The following is a 23,364-nucleotide window of genomic DNA, read 5'->3' on the forward strand; positions in this document are numbered from 1 at the left end:
CTTATTTGGCGAACAGCTGACTCATATCCTTGAACGCTTTGAATTCCAGTGCGTTGCCGCACGGGTCCAGCAGGAACATGGTCGCCTGCTCGCCGACCTGGCCTTTAAAGCGTACATAAGGTTCAATCACGAACTGAGTACCAAAAGACTTTAGGCGTTCCGCCAAGGCTTCCCACTCTTCCCAACTCAGTACAATCCCAAAATGGGGTACCGGCACGTCGTGGCCGTCCACCGGATTGGTGTGCGCCGAATCCTGCGTCGCTGTTTTTGGATGCTCGTGGATAACCAGCTGATGACCATAAAAGTCGAAGTCTACCCACTGAGCGCTTGAACGGCCTTCCGAGAGGCCAAAGGTTTCGCCGTAAAAGGCGCGACAGGTCGCGAGATCATAAACCGGGATAGCAAGGTGGAAAGGACTCAGAGCCATTGATAATTCTCCTGTTCCCCGACCGGCGTGCGTTGCAGTGGCAGCTCGCATAGGTTGGGAAAATGTGGTGTGAGGTTATATTGTGTTCATCCATTCTTAACGATAAAATTTTTAATTAAAAACAAATATTATTGTTGTGATTCATTAAAAAAACAGATGAGTGAGGCGGCGATGTTACGTGAACTGAAAACCTTCATTGCAGTAACGCAAGACGGCACTTTCGCCGCCGCCGGACAGCGCATTGGCCTGACTCAGTCGGCCGTAAGCGCACAAATTCGGGGTCTGGAAGACTATCTCGGTATGACGCTATTCGACAGAACCGGGCGTTCGGCGGTGTTAAACGCCGCCGGAAGCCGTATCTTGCCCATGGCTGAACAGATCCTCGAAATCTTTGCCAGCATGTCTCAACCGGAGAGCCTCGGGGATTTTCGCGGGGTTATCAAAATTGGCGCTATCTCGACCTTTCAAACCGGCCTGCTGCCGCAGGTGCTGGTCAAACTCCATCAGAGTGCGCCTGCGCTGGAAACTAAGCTGGTCCCCGGTGTGTCATTCAATCTTTTGACTCAGGTCGATGCAGGCAATATCGACCTGGCTATCGTCATTAAACCGGGTTTCCCGCTGGCCAAAGATCTGCACAGTGAAACGTTGGCGCGCGAGCCGTTCGTGCTGATTGCCCCCACGCACCTGCAAGGTGAAGATCCGATCGCCTTGCTTCGCGAACAGCCGTTTATCCGCTACGATCGCACCTCGTTCGGTGGGCGTATGGTGAGCCAGTTTCTGCGCAGCCAGCGGCTTGAGCCGAAGGTCGCGCTGGAGATCGACGAAATCGATGCCATTGTGAAAATGGTCGAAAATGGGCTCGGGGTGGCGTTGGTCCCGCTGGCAGGATTGTGGCTGGAGCGTAAGGCGAATCTGCGCGTCGTGTCGCTTGACGAGCTCACGTTTCATCGTGAACTTATCCTGGTCATGCGCCACGCTAACAGGCAATCGCCGTTGCACATGCTCATCGGGCGATGCCTGCACGACGTGGCGCAAACGTCTCTTTCGCATCAGTGAGACGACCGGGAGCCTCTCTCTCCCTTCCGGAGATACGTCAGAAAGGGGAGGGTGATTAGCCTTCCTGCGTTTCCTTCACCAGCTTACGCGCCTGATTTAGCGTCATATCATGCTGCATCTCGAGCAGCAGCCTGCCGGTGGTGCGTTCGCGGCCAGTGGCAACGACGCCAACCAGACTATCTTTAAGCCCGAACAGTGCGACAAAGTCCCTATCCTCAAGCGAACCAATAATATCGACCTTGTCCCATTGGTCGGGATGCCCTAAATGCTCGAAGCGGGTACCGAAATGCTGTGTCCAGAAGAACGGCACACGATCGAAGGCTTCGCGCTCGCCGAGCATGTTGATTGCGGCCGTACGGCCCTGCTGTTGAGCAACGCGCCAGTGTTCAATGCGGGTATGTTTACCGTCCATCGGGAAGCTGGCAATGTCACCTGCGGCGTAAATATCCTCAGCGGCCTGCAGATATTTATCCACCTTTAGACTGCCGTCGTCGTCGAGCGGCAGGTCGTGGATAAACGAGGTGACGGGCTGTACGCCGGTCGCCAGCAGCACAACGTCGGTTCTTACGCTCGAACCGTCTTTAAGCTCTACCGCTTCGACGCGACGATCGCCTTTAAAGCCCACGACCTCGCCGTCAATAAATTCAACGCCATTGTGTTCGTGCAGTGCGCGGAAGTATTTGGCAATCTTCTCGCCAAACTGTGCCTCAAACGGCAACGGTTGGGGTGCAATCACCTTGATGGCAATATCACGTTTGCGCAGTGCGGCCGCCATCTCCATGCCGATAAAACTGTTGCCGATAATCACCAACTGTTTGAGTTGATCCACGGCGCAGAGCAGCGTTTTTTCCTGTTGGAGATTACGTAAAACGTGAATACCGCTCAGCTCACCGCCCGGTAGAGCGGGACGTATCGGCGCACCACCGGTGGCAATCAGCAGCTTTTTAAACGAAACATGCTGTTGATTGGCGAGGCGAAGCTTTTTCTTTTTCTTGTCAATGTGGGTCACCGTACTGACAATCCGCTGCACGTTGCGCTGTTCAAAAGCGCTGTCTTCGAGCAGCGGCGGAACCTCATCCACCTTCATGCTGCCATCAGGCACGAATTTGGTCAGTGCAGTTCTGTCGTAAGGGGCAGACTTTTCCCGATCGATAATGACTATCCTGCCGTGATACCCGCTTTCTTCCAGCGCGCTCAGCGCAGCACTGCCGGCCGCACCCGAGCCCAGAATTACAATTTGATCGGTGTTATTACCGGCTTGCAGGCGGGTATGCTGACGGGGGTCTTTCACATCGACCATTACCTCGCCGTGTTCAACTTTAGTGGGGTACTGCGTCAGGCCTTCCAGCGCGGGCGGCTGTTCAAGGCTACCGTCGTCAAGATTAAACACGGCTTTATGCCATGGGCAAACCAGCTTGCCGTCGCACACGGCCCCTTCTGCCAGCGGCGCACCTGCATGCGGGCAATTTGCCTGATACGCATGCACGCTGTCGTCCTGACGGACCAGCACAAATGGGGTTTCGTCGCTTTCGAACTGTTTCGGCTGATTTTTTGCAAGATCTGCAAGCTTGATGATTTTTTTAAAAGTCACAACATGCTCCTTTCTTTTGTGTGTGGTTGTTTATTCAACAAAGACCCTACAAAAAGCAGGACTGACTTAAGCCTAGCAGCCATGAGCACGTGTGCCATGAGGAGAGGGTGGATTAGGAGGATTCGGACCGGTGTTCGGTCGAAAAAATAATTTCCCTATTGAAAATCGCAAATTAAAGCAGCGAATTCATTGAGGTGGGGGCAAATGTCGGTTCCAAAACAGACCCTGTCGACTGAAACAGGCATCAATCACGCTGCGCATTATTATCATCTCACGCCTACCGAAATCGGCAGGGTGTGAAATGTTTTCTATTTTAGGTTTTAGAGGGGGCTGTTGCGCGATTTTTAACCTGCACTATAATTGTGCATAACACCCCATTTTCCCCTCGAAAGGTTTATTTCAATAGTGAAATAAGCGTGCCTTAATTACCTCTTTATGACTAGCCTCCAGCATTTTCGGCTGCCGTTTACCCAAATTTATAAAATAACCGTTCATATAATCATCATTTGACGCGGGATTTTTGAGCTTTTTATACGGCGTTTTCCGCTGGTTGGGATAACAAGCGTGGAGTTATGTCCTGAAATATCGATTTATGACTCAATATTAATCCTGTAAATGTTAATTAACTGTTTTTTTATGTTTGTTTGCTGTTACTCACACTCTTTGTAAAAGCCTTGGCGTTATATTGACGACGCCTGAGAGAGTTGCGAAATTGATGTCAACAGGATTGACCAGAGGATTAATCCGGTAATTATTTGCACCCCTTTTTGGTGCAACTGTTTCCCCAAAACATCTCTGGTGACGTTTGTCATACGTCTGAAACATCACTTCTGCAGCTAACCGACAACCCTGTCCACCCGTAAATAAAAAATAAAGGGTGGCTTGAGCTGAACACACAACACACATCCACATCACCATTACTAAATGGAGCAAAAGCGATGAGAATTTCCTTGGGAAAATCAGGCCTGCTGAAGTTTAGCCTCGGCCTGATTGCGCTGACCGTGGCCGCCAGCGTTCAGGCAAAAACGTTAGTTTATTGTTCTGAAGGCTCGCCAGAAGGCTTTAACCCACAGCTTTTCACTTCGGGTACAACCTATGACGCCAGCTCCGTACCTATCTATAACCGTCTGGTTGAGTTCAAGATTGGTACGACTGAAATTCAGCCAGGACTGGCCGAAAAATGGGACGTCAGCCCGGACGGCAAAACCTACACCTTCCATCTGCGTCAGGGCGTAAAGTGGCAGTCGAGCAAAGACTTCAAGCCAACCCACGACTTTAACGCCGACGACGTGCTTTTCTCCTTTAACCGCCAGAAAGATACTGCGAACCCGTACCACAAAGTGTCGGGCGGCAACTATGAATACTTCGACGGCATGGGCATGGGCGATTTGATCAACAAAATCGTCAAAGTGGATGACCATACCGTGCAGTTCGTGCTCAACCATCCTGAGTCTCCGTTCCTCGCGGATATGGCGATGGACTTCGCTTCAGTGCTGTCTTCCGAATACGCCGACGACATGATGAAAGCCGGTACGCCTGAGAAGCTCGACCTTAACCCAATCGGTACCGGTCCGTTCCAGATGATGCAGTACCAGAAAGACTCGCGCATTCTGTACACCGCCTTCAAAGGTTACTGGGGCACCAAGCCGAAGCTGGATCGTTTGATCTTCTCCATCACGCCAGATGCGTCCGTTCGCTACGCCAAGTTGCAGAAAAACGAGTGCCAGGTGATGCCATTCCCTAACCCGGCTGACATCGCGGCAATGAAGAAAGACAAGTCAATCAACCTGATGTCTGAACCGGGACTGAACGTCGGCTATCTTGCGTTTAATACCGAGAAAAAACCGTTAGATAACGTGAAAGTGCGTCAGGCGTTGACTATTGCCGTGAACAAGCAGGCGATTATTGATGCGGTTTATCAGGGCGCAGGCCAGGCGGCCAAGAACCTGATCCCACCGACCATGTGGGGCTATAACAACGACGTTCAGGACTACCCTTACGATCCTGCCAAGGCCAAAGAGCTGCTGAAAGAAGCCGGTATGCCAAACGGCTTCTCTATCGATCTGTGGGCGATGCCGGTTCAGCGTCCTTATAACCCGAACGCGCGTCGTATGGCCGAGATGATCCAGGCTGATTGGGCGAAAATCGGCGTTAAAGCCAACATCGTGACCTACGAATGGGGCGAATACCTCAAGCGTGCGAAAAATGGCGAACACCAGACAGTGATGATGGGATGGACCGGCGACAATGGGGATCCGGACAACTTCTTCGCCACTCTCTTCAGCTGCCAGGCGGCTAAAGACGGTTCCAACTATTCAAGATGGTGCTACAAGCCGTTTGAAGACGTGATTCAGCCAGCCCGTGCTGAACCGGACCATGACAAGCGTATCGCGCTCTACAAACAGGCTCAGGTGATCATGCATGACCAGGCTCCGGCGCTTATCATCGCTAACTCAACCGTTTACGAGCCAGTGCGTAAGGAAGTGATCGGTTACGTGGTTGATCCACTGGGTAAACATCACTTCGAAAACGTCGACATTAAATAACTGCCCATCGAGCGCGCAGGAAGCGGCGCGCTCAAAGCGGACTAAACTTTAAAGATGTAAATCGTTAAAGCAATGTGAGTTAACAATAAGCCCGGCGAGCTACGGTTCCCCGGGCATTTTATACAGAGAGTACGGGATATGCTGCAGTTCATACTCCGACGTTTGGGGTTAGTAGTCCCAACGTTTATCGGCATTACTTTGCTGACCTTTGCCTTCGTGCACCTCATCCCCGGCGACCCCGTTACTATCATGGCCGGTGAACGCGGTGTGTCACCTGAGCGCCATGCTCAGCTAATGGCAGAAATGGGTCTCGACAAGCCTCTTTACCAACAGTATTTCCACTATGTGGTTGGCGTGTTACACGGCGATTTAGGCATGTCGTTGAGCAGCCATACACCGGTCTGGCAGGAATTCCTCCCGCGCTTTGAAGCGACCCTTGAACTGGGCATTTGTGCAATGATCTTTGCGGTCATTGTCGGTATTCCGGTGGGTGTGCTGGCGGCGGTGAAGCGAGGTTCCATCTTCGACCACACGGCGGTGGGCATCTCGCTTACCGGCTATTCGATGCCGATATTCTGGTGGGGGATCATGCTGGTTATGCTGGTCTCGGTGCACTGGAATCTCACGCCTGTTTCAGGGCGAATAAGCGATACCGTGTTCCTTGATGACAGCAAGCCGCTCACCGGTTTTGCGCTAATCGATACCCTCATCTGGGGCGAGCCGGGTGATTTCAAAGACGCGGTCATGCACATGATTCTGCCCGCGATTGTGCTCGGCACTATTCCGCTGGCGGTCATTGTGCGTATGACGCGATCCTCAATGCTGGAAGTGCTGGGTGAGGATTACATCCGCACCGCGCGCGCCAAAGGCGTGAGCCGTATGCGTGTCATTGTGGTTCATGCGCTGCGCAACGCGATGCTGCCGGTGGTGACGGTCATTGGTTTGCAGGTGGGTACGCTGCTTGGCGGTGCGATCCTGACCGAAACTATCTTCTCCTGGCCGGGCGTGGGCCGCTGGCTAATTGAAGCCTTGCAGCGCCGCGATTATCCGGTGGTTCAGGGCGGCGTATTACTGGTCGCCACGCTGATCATCCTGGTTAACCTGTTGGTCGACGTGCTGTACGGCATCGTTAACCCGCGTATTCGTCACAAGAAATAAGAGGCGCACAATGACTCAAGTTACTGAACCTGTCGCCGGTGAACTGGTTACGGGCGCCCCGACGCCTATGCCGCCAATGCGCGAGTTTTGGCATTACTTCAAACGAAATAAAGGGGCCGTTACCGGTCTGGTTTACATCGTCATCATGCTGCTGCTGGCGCTCGGTGCAAACCTGCTGGCACCGCACGGTCCGGCAGAGCAGTTCCGCGATGCTCTGCTGAAGCCTCCGGTATGGATGGACGGTGGCAGCTGGAAGTTCTTGCTCGGCACCGACGACGTGGGGCGCGATATCCTCACGCGTCTGATGTACGGCGCACGCCTCTCGCTGCTGGTTGGCTGCCTGGTGGTGGTGCTTTCGCTGATCCTTGGCGTGATTTTCGGTCTGTTTGCCGGCTACTACGGCGGCGTGGTTGACGCCATTATCATGCGCGTGGTCGATATCATGCTGGCCCTGCCGAGCCTGCTGCTGGCGCTGGTGCTGGTCGCTATCTTTGGCCCGTCGATCGTCAACGCCTCGCTGGCGCTGACCTTCGTTGCGCTGCCGCACTATGTGCGTCTGACGCGCGCGGCGGTGCTGGTTGAGGTGAACCGCGATTACGTGACCGCCTCCCGCGTGGCGGGTGCCGGTTCGGCGCGCCAGATGTTTGTGAACATTCTTCCTAACTGTCTGGCCCCGCTTATCGTGCAGGCCTCACTCGGTTTCTCCAACGCCATCCTCGACATGGCGGCGCTCGGCTTCCTGGGCATGGGCGCACAGCCGCCGACGCCTGAGTGGGGCACAATGCTTTCCGATGTTCTGCAGTTCGCGCAAAGCGCCTGGTGGGTGGTGACCTTCCCAGGCGTGGTCATTCTGCTGACGGTACTGGCATTTAACCTGATGGGGGATGGCCTGCGTGACGCCCTCGACCCGAAACTCAAGCAGTAAGGGGCGCGAGATGGAAACAACATTGATTGAACAAGTACCGGTCGGCAAGACGCTGCTGACTGTGAATAAGCTGTCGGTACATTTTGGTAACGAGGGCGCACCATTCCGCGCCGTAGACCGCATCAGCTATACCGTGAAGCAGGGCGAAGTGGTCGGCATCGTCGGCGAGTCAGGCTCGGGTAAATCGGTCAGTTCGCTGGCGCTGATGGGGTTGATTGATTTTCCGGGCAAGGTGATGGCCGACCAGCTGGAATTTGGTGGTCAGAACCTGCAGGGCATCAGTGAAAAACAGCGACGTCAGATAGTGGGCTCCGAGGTCGCGATGATTTTCCAGGACCCGATGACCAGCCTCAACCCTTGCTACACCGTCGGTTTCCAAATTATGGAAGCCATCAAGGTGCATCAGGGCGGAAATAAAAAGACCCGCCGTCAGCGTACGATCGACCTGCTGAATCTGGTGGGTATTCCTGACCCTGCGTCGCGTCTGGACGTCTACCCGCACCAGCTTTCCGGCGGTATGAGTCAGCGTGTGATGATTGCGATGGCGATCGCCTGTCGGCCTAAGCTGTTGATTGCCGACGAACCGACCACCGCTCTCGACGTGACGATTCAGGCGCAGATCATCGAACTGCTGCTCGAACTGCAGCAGAAAGAGAACATGGCGCTGATGCTTATCACCCATGACCTGGCGTTGGTGGCCGAAGCGGCGCATCACATCATCGTGATGTACGCCGGGCAGGTGGTGGAGACCGGGCCGTCGTCCGAGATTTTTCGTGCGCCGCGCCATCCGTACACTCAGGCGCTGCTGCGCTCGCTGCCGGAGTTTTCTACCGACAAGGCGCGGCTACAGTCGCTGCCGGGCGTAGTACCGGGCAAGTATGACCGTCCAAACGGTTGTCTACTGAACCCACGTTGCCCGTATGCCAACGACCGCTGCCGTAAAGAAGAGCCTGCACTGCAAGGTGAACCGGGCCGTCAGTCCAAATGTCATTATCCGCTGGATGATGCCGGGAGACCAACCTATGAGTCTTAATCACACCACCGGAAAGCAGCCGCTGCTGAAGGCTGTCGATCTGAAAAAATACTATGCGGTCAAGGGCGGCATGTTCAAACCTGAACGCACGGTGAAGGCGCTCGACGGCATCTCTTTTGAGCTGGAGCGTGGCAAAACGTTGGCGGTCGTCGGTGAGTCAGGCTGCGGGAAATCTACCCTCGGGCGTCTGCTGACCATGATTGAAGTGCCGACCCACGGTGAACTGTATTATCAGGGACAAGACCTGCTCAAGCCTGACGTCACCGCCGAGAAGCTGCGTCGCCAGAAGATTCAGATAGTGTTCCAGAACCCGTATGGCTCTCTGAATCCGCGTAAAAAGGTCGGCCAGATTCTTGAAGAACCGCTGCTGATTAACACCAGGCTCAGCAGCGCCGAACGCCGTGAAAAAGCCTTGGCGATGATGGCGAAGGTCGGCCTGAAAACCGAGCATTACGACCGTTATCCGCACATGTTTTCCGGCGGTCAACGTCAGCGTATTGCCATTGCTCGCGGTCTGATGCTGGATCCGGACGTGGTGATTGCCGACGAACCGGTCTCCGCGCTGGACGTGTCGGTGCGCGCACAGGTATTAAACCTGATGATGGATTTGCAGCAGGATCTCGGCCTGTCGTACGTCTTTATTTCGCACGACCTTTCGGTGGTTGAGCACATTGCTGATGAAGTGATGGTGATGTATCTCGGGCGCTGCGTGGAGAAAGGCTCGAAGGAGGCGGTGTTCAACAATCCGCGCCACCCTTACACCCAGGCGCTGCTGTCTGCGACGCCACGCCTGAATCCGGGCGATCGTCGTGAGCGCATAAAGCTGACCGGCGAGCTGCCTAGCCCGCTGAATCCACCGCCGGGCTGCGCTTTTAACGCCCGCTGTCGTCGTGCTTTCGGAAAATGTACTCAGCTGCAGCCCCAGTTGAAGCATTACGGCGATGGGCTGGTAGCCTGTTTTGCCGTCGATCAGGACGAAGAGGAAAAAACCGCCGTTCACGGGTAATCTAACGCTCTGCATGACGCCGGTCGGTTCGCTGACCGGCATTTTTTGCCTTAACACCCCCTTTCATCCGTCAAAACCGCCTGCCAACGCGATTACTGCACCCACGCGCGCGAGCTGTTATCATGCGCTGAGGATGCATTTTCAGGATTCGGCGAGGAGGGAAAGGTTGCGGGTTAGACGTTCGCTAACGATTAAACAGATGGCGGCAGTGTCAGGTGTGGCGCTGGTTACAATCTGCTTCTTTATCGCCATCCAGCTGTTTCACTTTGTGGAGCAGAGGAGAGACGACTACGCCCAGCAGTTAGAAAATATCGGCCATTCGGTGGTTCGTCCGTTGTCGCAATCCGTTCTAAACGTCGACCTTAAAGAAACGCAGCACATCCTGAATACGCTAAGACCGGTGGGCATTCTTAACCGCGCAGAGGTTGTGTTGCCTAATCGTATACCCACGCTTAGCACGCATTTTCCCGAGGGACGCCCGGTTCCTGACTGGGTAATGGCAAGCTTTGATCTGCCTATTAAGGTCTCCGTACCGCTCTATTCACCCGCGGTGAATCCCACAACGTCGCAGCCTATCGCCTATCTGGTGCTACAGGCCGACCCCTATCGCATGTATCAGTTTTTTGTCAGCGCGTTATCAACGCTGTTGACCACGTATCTGCTGCTGGCGCTGGTGCTCTCTATTGCCATCAGCTGGTGTATTAACCGGCTGATTATCCACCCTTTACGTTCAATCGCCCGCGAACTGGAGTCCTTGCCTGAGAGTGAGGTGCACTATCACCAGTTGGCCGCGCGGCCGCGCCATCGTGACGACGAACTGGGTATTTTGATCCGCAGCTATAACCGCAACCAGCAGTTACTCGATAAGGCGCTGAAAGCGATGCAGGAAACGCGGGAGAGCTTTCCTAATGAAGAGCAGTTCGTTTCTCGCGTCGAGCAGCGGATCAACGGGAGTCTTGCCGGTAAAGATTTCCACATCATGCTGATTTGCATAGAAAACGTGGGTGAAGGGGAGGGCGCATTTTGCCCGGTTATCTCCTCGCTGCTGAAGGTGCTGCCCGAGCAAAGCCTGCTTGCGCGACTGGGCTACAACGAATTTGCGGTCATGGTCAGCGAGATTGAACGTCCCTTTATGGCGATGCGGCTGGCGAGAGAACTTATGGCGAGCATCAATACCCCGCAGACAACCGCTGAAATGGGCATCACGCTACATCCCACCGGCAGTATTGGCATTGCCCAATATATTGGCAGGCAGGCGATTAGCGGTCACCAGCTGCTTACCCACGCCCGCGCCGCGAGACTGTCGGCCGACAGGCAGGGCAAAAACCAAATTCTTTTCTTCGAACCCGGTCTGACCGCGAAAATTCATCGCCGCCTGTTGCAGGAAAACGAAATCCTTCACGCAATGGAAAAGAACGACTTTACGCTGTTCATCCAGCCGCAGGTCAATATGTCTACCGGTGAGGTGATGGGCGCAGAAGCATTCCTGCGCCGTAAGATGAACGACGGCAGCTACGGGCTGGAAAGCGATTTTATCGTGGTGGCTGAAGAGATTGGCGTGATGGCGCAGCTTGGCTACAAGATGCTGGAGCTTGGATGCCATATCCTGGCCGACTGGCGTCGCCGTGACATTACGTTGCCGCTGTCGCTGAGCCTCTCGGGGGTACAGATTCAGCAGGCCAACTTCCTGCCTGAACTGCGCAGTCTGATCAGCCGTTACCAAATCGACAACGGCCAGCTGGTGCTAGAAATCACCGAAACGGCGCGTATCGCCGACTGGGAGCAGGCGTTGATTGTTCTCGCCGAGCTGCGCAGATTGGGAATTTCGGTCGAGCTCGATGATTTTGGGCTAGGTTATTCTGGCCTTGAGTACCTCAACCGCCTGCGCAATGTCCCGATCAACGCTATCAAGATTGACCGCATTTTTGTCGCCTCGCTGCCCGAAGATGATGCGATGGCCAACATTGTTGCCTCGATTGCGCGTGCGATGAACATAAAGCTGAAAGCTGAAGGCGTGGAAACCGAGGCGCAGCGCGGTTGGTTATTGAACAATCGCATTCTTTTTGGACAAGGCTATCTATTTTCAGCACCCGTTCCGCTGGTCGAATTTGAAACAAAATTTCTCCTCAACGAGACGATGGTTTAACTGCCCCTCAACTCCCCGCAAAGCCGCTTCATTACTGGCTTGACTTAATATTAATATTTATTTAATTTTTTAGCTGAATCCTTTCAGTTCAACTTTTATAACAACAATGATTGCCAAACGAAACAATTTATTTCCATCCTGTAATGTCGGTGCTATTTTCCGGCTGTCGCTATTCTCTCGACTGCTGTATATCTATGGCGATGTACCCTCCGCTTTTCGGGCCGTTTCGTTCCAGCGTCTTGAAATCTTTGGGGATACTTTCACTACAGGATGGCCGTAAAATGAAAAAAACAATATTTAAGAGTCTTTATTTCCAAGTGTTGACTGCGATAACCCTCGGGGTATTGCTGGGACACTTTTATCCAGATCTGGGGGCGCAGATGAAGCCGCTGGGCGATGGCTTTGTCAAACTGATCAAAATGATTATTGCTCCGGTGATTTTCTGTACTGTCGTTACCGGTATTGCAGGGATGGAAAGCATGAAGGCAGTAGGTCGCACCGGTGCGATTGCGCTGCTGTATTTTGAGATTGTGAGCACCATCTCGCTGATTCTTGGGCTGATTATCGTCAATATCGTGCAGCCTGGTGCGGGCATGAACGTCGATCCCGCTGCGCTGGATGCTAAAGCGGTCGCTGTTTACGCCGAGCAGGCGCAAACGCAGGGGATCATTCCCTTCCTGATGGATATTATTCCAGGCAGCGTGATTGGCGCGTTTGCCAGCGGCAATATCCTGCAGGTGCTGATGTTCGCTATTCTGTTTGGCTTTGCGCTGCACCACCTGGGTGACAAAGGTCAGCTGATGTTCAACTTCATCGACAGCTTCTCGAAGGTGATTTTTGGCATCATCAACATGATCATGCGCCTTGCTCCACTGGGGGCGTTTGGTGCCATGGCCTTCACCATCGGTAAATACGGCGTGGGTTCTCTGGTGCAGTTGGGCCAGCTTATTCTGTGCTTCTACCTCACCTGTGTGCTGTTCGTGGTGGTGGTGCTGGGTCTGATTGCGCGCTTTACCGGCTTCAATATCTTCAGGTTTGTCAGCTATATCAAGGAAGAGCTGCTGATTGTTCTGGGGACTTCATCGTCAGAGTCTGCGCTGCCGCGCATGCTCGACAAGATGGAAAAGCTGGGCTGTAAAAAGTCAGTGGTCGGTTTGGTTATTCCAACCGGTTACTCATTTAACCTCGACGGCACCTCTATCTATCTGACGATGGCGGCGGTGTTTATCGCTCAGGCGACCAACAGCCACATGGATATCTGGCACCAGATTACCCTGCTGGTCGTACTGTTGCTGTCTTCCAAAGGCGCGGCGGGCGTCACCGGCAGTGGATTCATCGTGCTGGCAGCGACGCTTTCTGCGGTTGGCCATCTGCCGGTTGCGGGTCTGGCACTGATTCTGGGTATCGACCGCTTCATGTCGGAAGCCCGTGCACTGACCAACCTGATTGGTAACGGCGTAGCGACCATCGTGGTGGCTAAGTGGTGCGATCAGTTAGATGAAAAGCAGATGAATTCAACGTTATCCGGCAAAGTACCTGCGATTGCCGATAAGACCGTGTAAGGCTTTCCTGCCCCATCGTTGCTAACAACAGGGGCCGTTTTCCGCTAAAACGGCCCTTTTAAACGCTAATTTCCCTTTTAATCCCGCTGTTACTTGATGTAACCGGTGGATTATATTCATAATATACTCTTATTTATTTTCCATCCCGAATCACGAAAACGAATGGGTTTCAGTGTCCGTCCGGCTTCAGCGCCAGATTATTTTCATTGTTGTCCGTGACATATGCGGAGTTGTGCTGTCTAAGACAGTGCTACACTCGCCGTTTTCGTTTATTGCATTCGAGCTTGCCACCTCTTAATTAGGGTAAGAGCAAGATTTAATTACAGAAAATTGGATTTACCCCAGTAATTGGAGTTGCCGAAAACGCAGATTCCATACGACGGGTAGAGTTATTACGTAGGGGTTCACATGCAGGGCACCAGAATTCGCTTACTCCTTGGTGGGTTGTTGATGGCATCGGCCTGCAGCAACGTGCAGGCTGAAGCACTACAACCCGATCCGGCCTGGCAACAGGGCAAACTGGATAACGGCTTCACCTGGCAATTGTTAACTACGCCGCAGCGTCCCAACGATCGCATCGAACTCAGATTACTGGTTCGTACCGGATCGCTGGCAGAAAATCCGCAGCAGCAAGGCTTCGCGCACTTCCTACCGCGCCTGGCATTAATCCGCAGTGAAGGTTTTACCACTGCCCAGCTTCAGTCCTTCTGGCAGCAGGCGATTGATAATCAACGCCCAATGTCTCCGGCTATTACCTCTTACGATTTCACCTCTTATAACCTTAGCCTGCCGAATGGTCGTCCTGATCTGATGAAAACGGCACTAAACTGGTTGGTCGACACCAGTGGCAAGATGGTGATTACCCAGGATTCTGTTCATGCCGCCTATCAGGCACCGCAGGACCCTATCGATTCTCTCCCGCCTGACTCGCAGGACGCCTGGTGGCGTTACCGCATCAGCGGTTCCACGCTGGTAGGCCACAGCCCTGAGCTACTGCCGGCCAAGGTGGCCAAACCGGCCGACCTGAGCAAGTTCTATCATCAGTGGTACACGCCAGACGCGATGACACTGTATGTGGTGGGCAACGTTGACGGCCGCGCGATGGCCGAGCAAATCAAAAGCGCCTTCTCTTCGCTGAAGGGCAGCCGCCAGACACCTCAGACTTTGCCAACCCTATCTGATGTGCCCCCGCAGGCAATGGCCGCGTTTGACCCTTCGCTGACGCAGGACAGACTCTCGCTGATGTGGAGCATGCCGTGGCAGCCTATTCAAGATTCTCCGGCGCTCAACGCCTACTGGCGCAGCGATTTAGCGCGTGAGGCGCTGTTTCTGCATTTGCAGCAGGCGCTGAAAAAGCCGGGTGATGAGAAAGAGGGGGGGGCGGTGCAACCGGCGCTTGGTTTTGACTGCCGCGTACAGTATCAGCATGCTCAGTGCGCTATCCGTCTGGAAGCGCCGCAAAGCGCGATACAGCCTGCGCTTAAGCGCCTTGCAAATGAGCTGGTGAAAGTGCGCGACACTGGCCTGTCTCAGGCAGAGTTTGACGCGCTGATCGCCCAAAAGAAAGACCAGCTGGGTCAGCTGTTTGCGACTTATGCCCGCACCGATACCGGGGTGCTAATGAGTCAGCGCCTGCGTTCACAGCAAAATGCGGTCGTCGATATCGCGCCAGAGCAGTATCAAAAACTGCGTCAGGCGTTTTTATCGACTCTGACGTTGCCTGATTTCAATCAGGAGCTGAAGCAGCAGCTTTCTCACGACCCTTCCTTACTGTTGATTCAGCCAAAAGGTGAGAATGAGTTGAGTGTGAAAACGCTACAGGAAACCTACGACAGCATCGTGGTGCCTGTTGCTACGCCGGCTGATGCCCAAACTTCCGACAGCACGACTGCAGCCACATCCCCCGGTGCCAGTGCTACGGGAACGGTGCAGTAAGCTCACGGCAACAGTATGCTGGACCTGTGCGCCGTGCAGTTTGGGCGGCGCACAGGACTATCAATCTGTTATTCCAGGTTATATAAATTCGGCATCAGGCAGGCATTGCCTCGAGTGGAATGATTGCGCCGCGATACTGAATGACCGTGCTGGCGGTTAAGTGCCCACGCTGTGCAGATTCAATTTCGCTGGCGCCCGTCAGGCGTTTAGCCAGGTAACCGGCGCTGAATGAATCACCGGCCGCCGTAGTATCGATAACCTTCTCTTTTTCGAGCCGAATTGCCGGGATATCATGCCGCTCACCGTTGGCATTCGACACGATGCAGCTGTCCGCGCCGCGCTTCACCACCACCTCGCTCACGCCCAGCGCATGGGTCCGCGCAATCACTTCCTCATACGGCTTTTCGCCCCACAGCATGTCTTCGTCGTCCAGCGTCAGAAACGCAATGTCGGTGCAGGAAAGCATTGCCAGGTAGGCGCGCTGCGTCTGCTCCTTATTTTCCCACAGCCTTGGGCGGTAGTTATTGTCAAAGATGACTTTTCCACCGCGCGCCCGGCATTCCTTGAGCAGCGCCATCAGGCGCGCGCGGTTCTCTTCGCTGAGAATAGCCAGACTGATACCACTGAGATAGAGATAGTCAAAATCTGCCAGACGCTGACAGAGCCGTTCGGAATCAGGTCCATTGAGCCAGTAGCGTGCCGCGGCGTCGTTACGCCAGTAGTAGAAGGTGCGCTCACCGCTCGGGTCCGTTTCTATGACGTAAAGGCCGGGTAGCTTGTTGTCGAGCCGTTGCACCAAATCAGTTTCGACGCCCTCGCGCTGCCATGCCGTCAGCATATCGCTGCTAAAGCTGTCGGTGCCTAGCGCGGTCACGTAATGCACCTTCAGCGCGGCGTCGTCGACCTGGCGGGCAATATAAACGGCGGTATTCAATGTATCACCGCCAAAACCGCGATTTAACGCGTCTCCTTTCTGTGAAAGTTCGATCATGCACTCGCCAATAACAGCGATGTTTTTGTTGGTCATAAAGGTGTCCATCAGTGATATCAAAGGTTAAGAAGTATGCGTTCCAGTCTCTTCGCATGTGGCACTTCAGTCAATAGTATTAAAACGCTGTTTTATTATTTTCCGAGATGCCTCGAAGTTTACGAATATAGTGGTAGGCATTTACACCCGGCAGTGTTCCTCTGGCAGCACGAAATGTGCACCTCAGCATAATCTCAACTATCTTTAATGAAACTTATCAAATAATTGACCCACAGGAACCGACCTATGACACGCACTGGAAAAGCGCTGAGTTGGACGGCAGGACTCGTGGTCATTCTGGTCTTTGCCATCATTATCTTTGTGGCGCTGTTTGACTGGAATCGCCTTAAACCTACGATTAATCAGAAGGTTTCTGCCGAGTTGAATCGCCCCTTTGCCATTCAGGGAGACCTTGGCGTGGACTGGTCGCGGCATAAGGAAGAGGGGGGATGGCGTGCCTGGGTACCCTGGCCGCACATTCATGCCGAAGATATTGTGCTCGGCAACCCAGCGGATGTGCCGAGCGACAAGCCGATGGTGCATCTGCAGCGCGTCGATGCCAGCCTTGCTCCTCTTGCGCTGCTCGACAAAGAGGTACTTATTCCGCGTATCTGGCTAAAGCAGCCTGACGCGTCGCTTATTCGCCTGGCTGACGGTAAAAATAACTGGACCTTTAATCTCGCCAACAGCGACAACAAAGATCCTAACCAGCCGCCTTCGGCATGGTCGTTCAATATGAATGACATCGTATTCGACCGTGGCCAAATCGACTTCAAAGATGCGACGTTGAAAGCGGATTTCCGCGCCGTTGTGGATCCGCTGGGTAAACCGCTGCCCTATGACGAGGTGACCGGCAAAAAAAGTGCTAAAGACAGCAAAGATGAGGGTAAGCTCTACACCCCTGATTATGTTTTTGGCTGGAAGGTTGACGGTAAATACAAAGGTGAATCTCTGGCGGGGAGCGGTAAGATTGGCGGAATGCTGGCCTTGCAGGACTCGGATGCTCGTTTCCCGCTTCAGGCGGACGTGCGCTCGGGGAATACCCGTGTCGTAGTTGCCGGAACCCTGACCGACCCAATGAATCTTGGTGCGTTGGACCTGCGCCTGAAGTTCTCCGGACAGACGCTCTCAGACCTCTACGGGTTGACCGGTGTGCTGCTGCCACAGACACCGCCGTATGAAACCGATGGTCACCTGATTGCGCACTTGCACGATAAAAACGGCGCAAAATTCGAATATCAAGGCTTTAACGGCAAAATTGGAGACAGCGATATTCATGGTTCGCTGACTTACGTTGCCAGCAAGCCGCGCCCTAATCTCAACGGTGAATTAACCTCTAATCAGCTGCGTTTCGCCGATCTTGCACCACTGATTGGCGCAGATTCCAACAGTGACAAGGCTAAACGCGGTGAGACGACGCGCCAGCCTTCCGACAAAGTTCTGCCCGTTGAGAAATTCGATACCAAAAGCTGGCGTGTGATGGACGCAGACGTGAAGTTTAGTGCCAGGCGCATCGAACGCGGCAGCTCTTTGCCGCTCAGCAATCTCAGTACCCATCTAAAGCTTAATGACGGCGATCTGCTGCTCGATCCTCTGCGCTTTGGCCTGGCGGGCGGAAATCTTAACTCGACGGTCAGGCTCGAGGGTGACAAGACGCCGATGCAAGGACGGGTCGATATCCACGCCCGCGGCCTTCAGTTGAAAGAGCTGGTGCCGAACGTTCAGTCGATGAAGAAAAGTCTCGGCCAGCTTAACGGTGATGCGAAGCTCACCGGCACCGGTAATTCCGTTGCTGCACTGCTCGGGACCAGTAACGGCGAGATGAAACTATTGATTAACGATGGGGTTATCAGCCGTGGACTGATGGAGATTGCGGGGCTTAACGTCGGTAACTATGTGGTCGCCAAGCTGTTTGGGGATGACGAGGTGGCTATCAACTGCGCCGCGGCAGACGTGAATATTAAAAGCGGGCTGGCAAGGCCGAATCTGCTGGTCTTCGATACCGAAAATGCGGTGATTAACGTCAGCGGTACCACCAACTTTGCGACCGAAAGGCTGGATCTCTCGATTGACCCCGAGAGTAAGGGCTTAAGGGTGTTGACCCTGCGCTCGCCGTTGTACGTGCGCGGGACCTTCAAAAATCCTGACGCCGGTGTCAAACCGGGTCCGCTGATCGCACGCGGTGCAGCGGCCGTGGCGCTAGGGGCGATCGTCGCGCCTGCCGCCGCGCTGCTGGCACTGATTTCTCCAAGCGATAACGAGTCAAATCAGTGCAGTACCATCCTGCAAAAGATTAAGACCTCGAAATAGGCCTTCCTCTCTTTTTCGCTGAACCCACTACTGCGGTAGTGGGTTCAGCACCGCACAGTTGTGGTCCTGGATCTCTTCGGTGGATGCGTTGTTCAGCTGAAGCAGATTGCGTTCATTGGCGAGCAGCAGGAAGTCACCGCCCTGTAGGCTGACCATGGCCAATCCGAAATGTCCCATCTTCTCGCGAGCCTCCGGCACACCCTCTGCTAAAAGCCGGAATGCGCCTTTCTGATTCAATTCTGCCGCTGAAACCTTACGCGCCAGATAAGTATGGCCAATCAGTTTCTCCGGCAACGGCTGCCAGCGATAGCCAATATCCCCTGCCTCCTGGCTCAGCTGGGTTTTCACCTGCGGCAGCAGGCATGAAATATGGATGTGCATCTGGTTCTGGCTGCGGCCATACTGCGAATTGATCGCCAGGGAAACGTTGCTGTCATCAATCGGTTTGCCGTATTTATCGGCCATATAGTGGCGAGCCTGCCACGCCTGGGCAAAGAAGTTCGGTGTGTTGTCTTCCAGAAGGGCGGGGCTTTCAATACCGGTAATTCGGGCGGTTGGCATCAGCAGAAATTGCAGAGGACCCACCATATCCTTGAGTACCACGTAACCCTGTTGCTCATCGACCTGAGAGCAGGGCGCGGGCTGACCGTTTTTTTCCTGATTAGGCACACACTTCTGGCTGACGATATTCCACAGCGCACTGGGATTACCGGAATGTGGCCAGACGTAATAGGCGATGGCGATAATGACTATTAGAACAATAAGCAGGGGAAACAGCAGGCGAGGTCGCAAGCGCATTGTAATGGCTCTTTGATAAAGCCCGGCATTGGAAGCCCAACACCAGGCGAAATAATCACAGTGACTGGTTGCCGGTCTCTTTGGTTAACAGCAAGGCAATGAGCGTGAGCGTTGCCATGGATGCCAGATAGACGCCAACGTAAAACAGCCCGTAATGGGTTGCCAGCCAGGTGGCAATATAAGGTGCAACGGAAGCGCCTAATATCGAAGACACATTATAGGAGAAAGATGCGCCGGTATAGCGAACTTCTGTTGGGAAAAGTTCCGGTAGAAGTGCGCCCATTGGACCGAAGGTCAGCCCCATCACGCTAAAGCCGCACAGCAGGAATACCATCACCGTACCGATAGAGCCGCCGCTGATAACCGACGGGAAGGTCAGCGCAAACAGGATGATCAGCAGCGTAATGCAGATCATCGATTTGCGACGGCCAAATTTGTCAGCCAGTTGACCTGCAATCGGCACCATCACGCCAAATCCGATAACGCCAATCATCAGCATTAGCAGGAAGTCGTTGCGGGCAATGCCCAGACCCGCTGGCTTAGGCGAAGTGCCGTAGCCCAGTGAGTACACCGTCATGATGTAGAACAGGGTGTAGGTTGCCACCATGATGAAGGTGCCCAGAATCGTCGCCTTCAGGTGCTTGCTGAACAGGCGGCCGATCGGCACTTTGACCTGCTTGCCCGCTTTGGCAATCTTGGCAAACACCGGCGTTTCATGCAGCGACACGCGCACGTAGAGGCCAATGAGCACCAGCACGGCTGAAAGCAGGAACGGCACACGCCAGCCCCAGTCGATAAACTGTTGCTCGCTCAGCAGCCATGACAGCAGCAGGAACATGCCGTTGGCGAAGAAGAAGCCGATTGGAGCGCCAAGCTGCGGGAATGAGCCGTAGAGTGCGCGTTTTTTCGGTGGCGCATTCTCGGTGGCTAACAGCGCCGCGCCGCCCCATTCGCCGCCAAGACCGAGGCCCTGACCAAAGCGTGCCAGCGCCAGCAGTATCGGTGCGAAAACGCCGATGGTGGCGTAGGTTGGCAGCAGACCAATGATGACCGTGGAGACTCCCATGGTCAGCAGTGAGGCAACCAGCGTGACTTTGCGCCCTACTCGGTCACCGAAGTGGCCGAATAGCGCCGACCCGATGGGACGCGCGACGAAGGCAATGGCGAAGGTCGCCAGAGACTGTAGCGTTGCCGCAGTAGGGTCACCCTGAGGAAAGAAAATGTGCGGGAAGACAATGACTGCCGCCGTCGCATAAATATAAAAGTCAAAAAACTCGATGGCGGTACCAATCAGGGAAGCGATGATAACTTTGCCGCGAGAGTTCTGGCTGACGAGTTCAGCGTCGGCCTCAAGTTCTGGAGTGATGGTGGCTTGCATAAGTGTTTCTTATTGGTTTTGTAAGTAAATTGATTCGAATTAAAAAATCATCTTATGCACTGGTTAGGGGAGTTTCAACAGGGCCAAATAGCGCAGAAACCGCGTATAGGTTGGAATTGGGAGATTCCCCCATAAACCTCGGGTCTGGCTAGTCATAAGTTTGTTGAATGATTTATTTTCAGAGTAACATTCTGTAAAAGAGTGAAAGAAAAGTGAGCGAGACAGTGTGTTGTTCTAAGTTTATCGATGCGAAAGGTGATGTTTTAGAATAATACACTGCTTTTTGGGTTGAATATTGGTTTTTCATGCCAGGCACTTTGCACTGTCTGGCATGAAGGGGTGAGTTAAGGCTTATGTGCGTGGTTAGGCTCAGGCATCGGCGGATCGTCGCTATAGCGGGCCGTGGCTATCCAGGCGGCGCAAAAGAGGGTCAAGCGCGCGAAGAAGTAGAAAAAGGCCATCAGACCAATCACCGAGCCGAAGGCAGCACCAGAAGGTGAGCTTGCCAGTCGCGGCAGCATCATGGTCATCACAAACTTAATCACCTCAAAGCCTATAGCCGCTATCAGCGTACCGCGCAGCAGGGCCTTTTTTCTCGGCTTATGGCGCGGCAGTATCCAGAATATCCATAGGAATAACAGGTAATTGGCGGCGACAGAAATGACCAGCGTAATTACCGTCATCACCGGCCGCAGCCAGTCGATGCCGCCCAGACCCAGCGCATCGACAATAGTTTTCTGCGCCGAACCGGCAATGGAGGTCAGAGAGAGCGTAATGATTAGCGCCAACACCAGTCCGGTCAACGAGACAAAGTCGCGCAGGTAGCGGATGTGGATCTTCTCCTGGTCCTGCGGATTTCTTTCCCACACGTCGCGAGACTGGGCGCGGATCGCCTCACGCAGATTGCCCATCCAGCTAATGCCTGAATAGAGTGCGATGACCAACCCGGACAGTCCCACCGCCGTTCTTTGCTGGATAGCGGTGTTCACCGTGCTCTTGAGGGTGTTCGCCAGATTAGGGTCACTAATGCTATTGACGATTTTGTTGATCAGTCCGGCCAGCAGGTCTGGATTTGAGGCCAGCACAAAGCCGACGGCGGCAAAGGAGACCATCAGTATTGGGATAAGCGACAAAAATGAGAAGTAGGTAATCGCCGCGCCAAACTGGCTGCCGAGACGGTCGTTAAATCTGTCGGCTGCACGCAGCAAATGCGCTACCCAGTGCCAGCCCTGAACATGGCTTACCAGGCGAGAAAAACCCGACAGGGTCGCATCGACTTTCTTATTTCCCGTCTTGATATTAATCAACGGCTTATCGCTATCATCTTGGATATTTTCTTCTTGTGGGGGTAATGGCATTAATCCACTGAGTCCTTATCGTTATTCAAGTTCCAGTGTCTAGTATAGCCGCCCAATCCCGTTAAGGCCCGTTACGGGCGAAATTATCATCATAAAATCCTTATACAATATAGTGTTGCATGATTTCACTCAGCCAATCCATGAACAGCTTGACCCTGCGCGACAGGTGTCGGCGATGCGGATAGACGAGGCTGACCGGCATCGGCGGTGCGCGGAACTGCGGCAAGATGCTGACCAGTTGACCACTGGCGAGATAATGTTTAATTCCCGTCGCAGGAACCTGAATAATCCCCAGCCCAGACAGGCAGGCGACCGTGTAGCTCTCGGTGCTGTTAACGGTGATGGTGCTGCCGCATTTCACCGTCCGCAGCTCTTTGCCATCGAGATATTCAAATTCGGTGCTGCGGCTTCGCAGCGCCTGGTCGTAGTTCACCATCGCATGATGGGCGAGCTGGTCGGGATGTTCGGGTATGCCGTAGCGCTGCAGGTAGTCCGGGCTGGCGCAGTTGACGACGCTGAGATGACCCAGTGTACGAGCGATGAGCCCGGAGTCTTTAAGAAGGCCGACGCTTATCACGCAGTCGAAACCTTCTCGCACCACGTCCACGCGATGGTCGGTGCTGCTCAGCTCAATCTCGAGCGCCGGATAGCGGTTCAAAAATTCTGCCAGACGCGGTAGCACGAGCCTGGTTGCCATCGTCAACGGCATATCGACCCGCAGCTTGCCGCTGACCGTCGTTGGATTGGATTGAAACATCGACTCCAGTTCGTCCATATTGGCCAGCAGTTCTTTGCAGCGCTCATAAAAAACCTGTCCGTCCTGCGTCAGCTGTACGCGGCGGGTTGAGCGATGCAGCAGCCGCGTCGACATTTTGCTTTCAAGCTGTTGCACGAGCCGTGACACGCTGGCCTTGGGTAATCCCAGACTTTCTGCCGCGCGCGTGAAATTGCTCAGCTCGGCAACGCGGACAAAAACCTGCATTGATTGAATTTTATCCACACTTTCCCCGTATAAACCGTCTATTGTTGTTGTCATTGAGACAGTGAAACTCATTTTAGACCATTTATCATTTCTGCAGAGTCTAATAGGCTGTTTATCACACAACGA

17 protein-coding genes are annotated in these 23,364 nt (G+C 53.9%); 10 read left to right on the forward strand and 7 right to left on the reverse strand.

What is annotated here, in order from left to right; translation table 11 throughout:
* Position 1: 1 nt before the first annotated feature.
* Positions 2-427: a VOC family protein gene (locus O1V65_RS19300; protein ID WP_017492236.1), complete on the reverse strand. Its 426-nt coding sequence runs from the start codon at positions 425-427 to the stop codon at positions 2-4.
* A gap of 171 nt (positions 428-598) precedes the next feature.
* Between O1V65_RS19300 and O1V65_RS19305 the strand changes: the two genes are divergently transcribed.
* Positions 599-1,483, forward strand: coding sequence for a LysR family transcriptional regulator (locus O1V65_RS19305; protein WP_084912963.1), 885 nt, complete (start codon positions 599-601; stop codon positions 1,481-1,483).
* A 55-nt stretch (positions 1,484-1,538) separates the two neighbouring features.
* On the opposite strand, the gene O1V65_RS19310 is transcribed toward O1V65_RS19305, so the two are convergent.
* Positions 1,539-3,074, reverse strand: coding sequence for an FAD-dependent oxidoreductase (locus O1V65_RS19310; protein WP_017492234.1), 1,536 nt, complete (start codon positions 3,072-3,074; stop codon positions 1,539-1,541).
* A 938-nt stretch (positions 3,075-4,012) separates the two neighbouring features.
* On the opposite strand from O1V65_RS19310, the gene dppA reads away from it, so the two are divergent.
* The 8 genes from dppA (at position 4,013) to O1V65_RS19350 (ending at position 15,385) form a co-directional block, all read left to right on the forward strand.
* A complete protein-coding gene (gene dppA, locus O1V65_RS19315) occupies positions 4,013-5,620 on the forward strand; it encodes a dipeptide ABC transporter periplasmic-binding protein DppA (RefSeq protein WP_017492233.1) in 1,608 nt (535 codons plus the stop codon).
* 138 nt (positions 5,621-5,758) lie between these two features.
* On the forward strand, positions 5,759-6,778 hold the full coding sequence (gene dppB / locus O1V65_RS19320; RefSeq protein WP_017492232.1) for a dipeptide ABC transporter permease DppB: 1,020 nt from the start codon (positions 5,759-5,761) through the stop codon (positions 6,776-6,778).
* Positions 6,779-6,788: 10 nt separating this feature from the next.
* Positions 6,789-7,703, forward strand: a complete 915-nt coding sequence (gene dppC / locus O1V65_RS19325) for a dipeptide ABC transporter permease DppC (RefSeq protein ID WP_017492231.1) — start codon at positions 6,789-6,791, stop codon at positions 7,701-7,703.
* A gap of 10 nt (positions 7,704-7,713) precedes the next feature.
* Positions 7,714-8,736, forward strand: a complete 1,023-nt coding sequence (gene dppD / locus O1V65_RS19330) for a dipeptide ABC transporter ATP-binding protein (RefSeq protein WP_017492230.1) — start codon at positions 7,714-7,716, stop codon at positions 8,734-8,736.
* On the forward strand, positions 8,726-9,742 hold the full coding sequence (dppF, locus tag O1V65_RS19335; protein WP_165429902.1) for a dipeptide ABC transporter ATP-binding subunit DppF: 1,017 nt from the start codon (positions 8,726-8,728) through the stop codon (positions 9,740-9,742). The genes dppD and dppF overlap by 11 nt, the downstream gene beginning before the upstream one ends.
* Positions 9,743-9,908: 166 nt before the next feature.
* Positions 9,909-11,888 (forward strand): biofilm formation regulator HmsP, encoded by a 1,980-nt coding sequence (gene hmsP, locus O1V65_RS19340; protein ID WP_206023971.1) that lies wholly within the window; start codon positions 9,909-9,911, stop codon positions 11,886-11,888.
* 281 nt (positions 11,889-12,169) lie between these two features.
* A complete protein-coding gene (locus tag O1V65_RS19345) occupies positions 12,170-13,450 on the forward strand; it encodes a dicarboxylate/amino acid:cation symporter (RefSeq protein WP_017492227.1) in 1,281 nt (426 codons plus the stop codon).
* A gap of 408 nt (positions 13,451-13,858) precedes the next feature.
* On the forward strand, positions 13,859-15,385 hold the full coding sequence (locus tag O1V65_RS19350; RefSeq protein ID WP_017492226.1) for a M16 family metallopeptidase: 1,527 nt from the start codon (positions 13,859-13,861) through the stop codon (positions 15,383-15,385).
* Between the two features lie 94 nt (positions 15,386-15,479).
* Here O1V65_RS19350 and kdgK read toward each other — a convergent pair whose 3' ends face one another.
* The gene (gene kdgK, locus O1V65_RS19355; protein ID WP_026110570.1) at positions 15,480-16,412 is read right to left on the reverse strand and encodes a 2-dehydro-3-deoxygluconokinase; all 933 of its coding nucleotides are present in this window, start codon (positions 16,410-16,412) and stop codon (positions 15,480-15,482) included.
* A gap of 246 nt (positions 16,413-16,658) precedes the next feature.
* On the opposite strand from kdgK, the gene O1V65_RS19360 reads away from it, so the two are divergent.
* Positions 16,659-18,722, forward strand: coding sequence for an AsmA family protein (locus O1V65_RS19360; protein ID WP_084912959.1), 2,064 nt, complete (start codon positions 16,659-16,661; stop codon positions 18,720-18,722).
* A 27-nt stretch (positions 18,723-18,749) separates the two neighbouring features.
* On the opposite strand, the gene O1V65_RS19365 is transcribed toward O1V65_RS19360, so the two are convergent.
* The 4 genes from O1V65_RS19365 to O1V65_RS19380 all read right to left on the reverse strand — a co-directional run bounded on the left by O1V65_RS19365 (position 18,750) and on the right by O1V65_RS19380 (position 23,256).
* The gene (locus O1V65_RS19365; RefSeq protein ID WP_165429905.1) at positions 18,750-19,520 is read right to left on the reverse strand and encodes a CDP-diacylglycerol diphosphatase; all 771 of its coding nucleotides are present in this window, start codon (positions 19,518-19,520) and stop codon (positions 18,750-18,752) included.
* 55 nt (positions 19,521-19,575) lie between these two features.
* The gene (locus O1V65_RS19370) at positions 19,576-20,898 is read right to left on the reverse strand and encodes an MFS transporter (protein WP_017492222.1); all 1,323 of its coding nucleotides are present in this window, start codon (positions 20,896-20,898) and stop codon (positions 19,576-19,578) included.
* 344 nt (positions 20,899-21,242) lie between these two features.
* Complete coding sequence (gene yhjD, locus O1V65_RS19375; RefSeq protein ID WP_017492221.1) at positions 21,243-22,256, reverse strand: inner membrane protein YhjD; 1,014 nt, start codon at positions 22,254-22,256, stop codon at positions 21,243-21,245.
* Between the two features lie 100 nt (positions 22,257-22,356).
* Positions 22,357-23,256 carry a LysR family transcriptional regulator gene (locus tag O1V65_RS19380; protein WP_017492220.1) on the reverse strand — a complete coding sequence of 300 codons (900 nt, stop codon included), beginning with the start codon at positions 23,254-23,256 and terminating at the stop codon, positions 22,357-22,359.
* Positions 23,257-23,364 lie beyond the last annotated feature (108 nt).

Origin of the sequence: Rouxiella badensis (assembly GCF_026967515.2) — a bacterium.
Classification (GTDB): Bacteria; Pseudomonadota; Gammaproteobacteria; order Enterobacterales; family Enterobacteriaceae; genus Rouxiella; species Rouxiella badensis.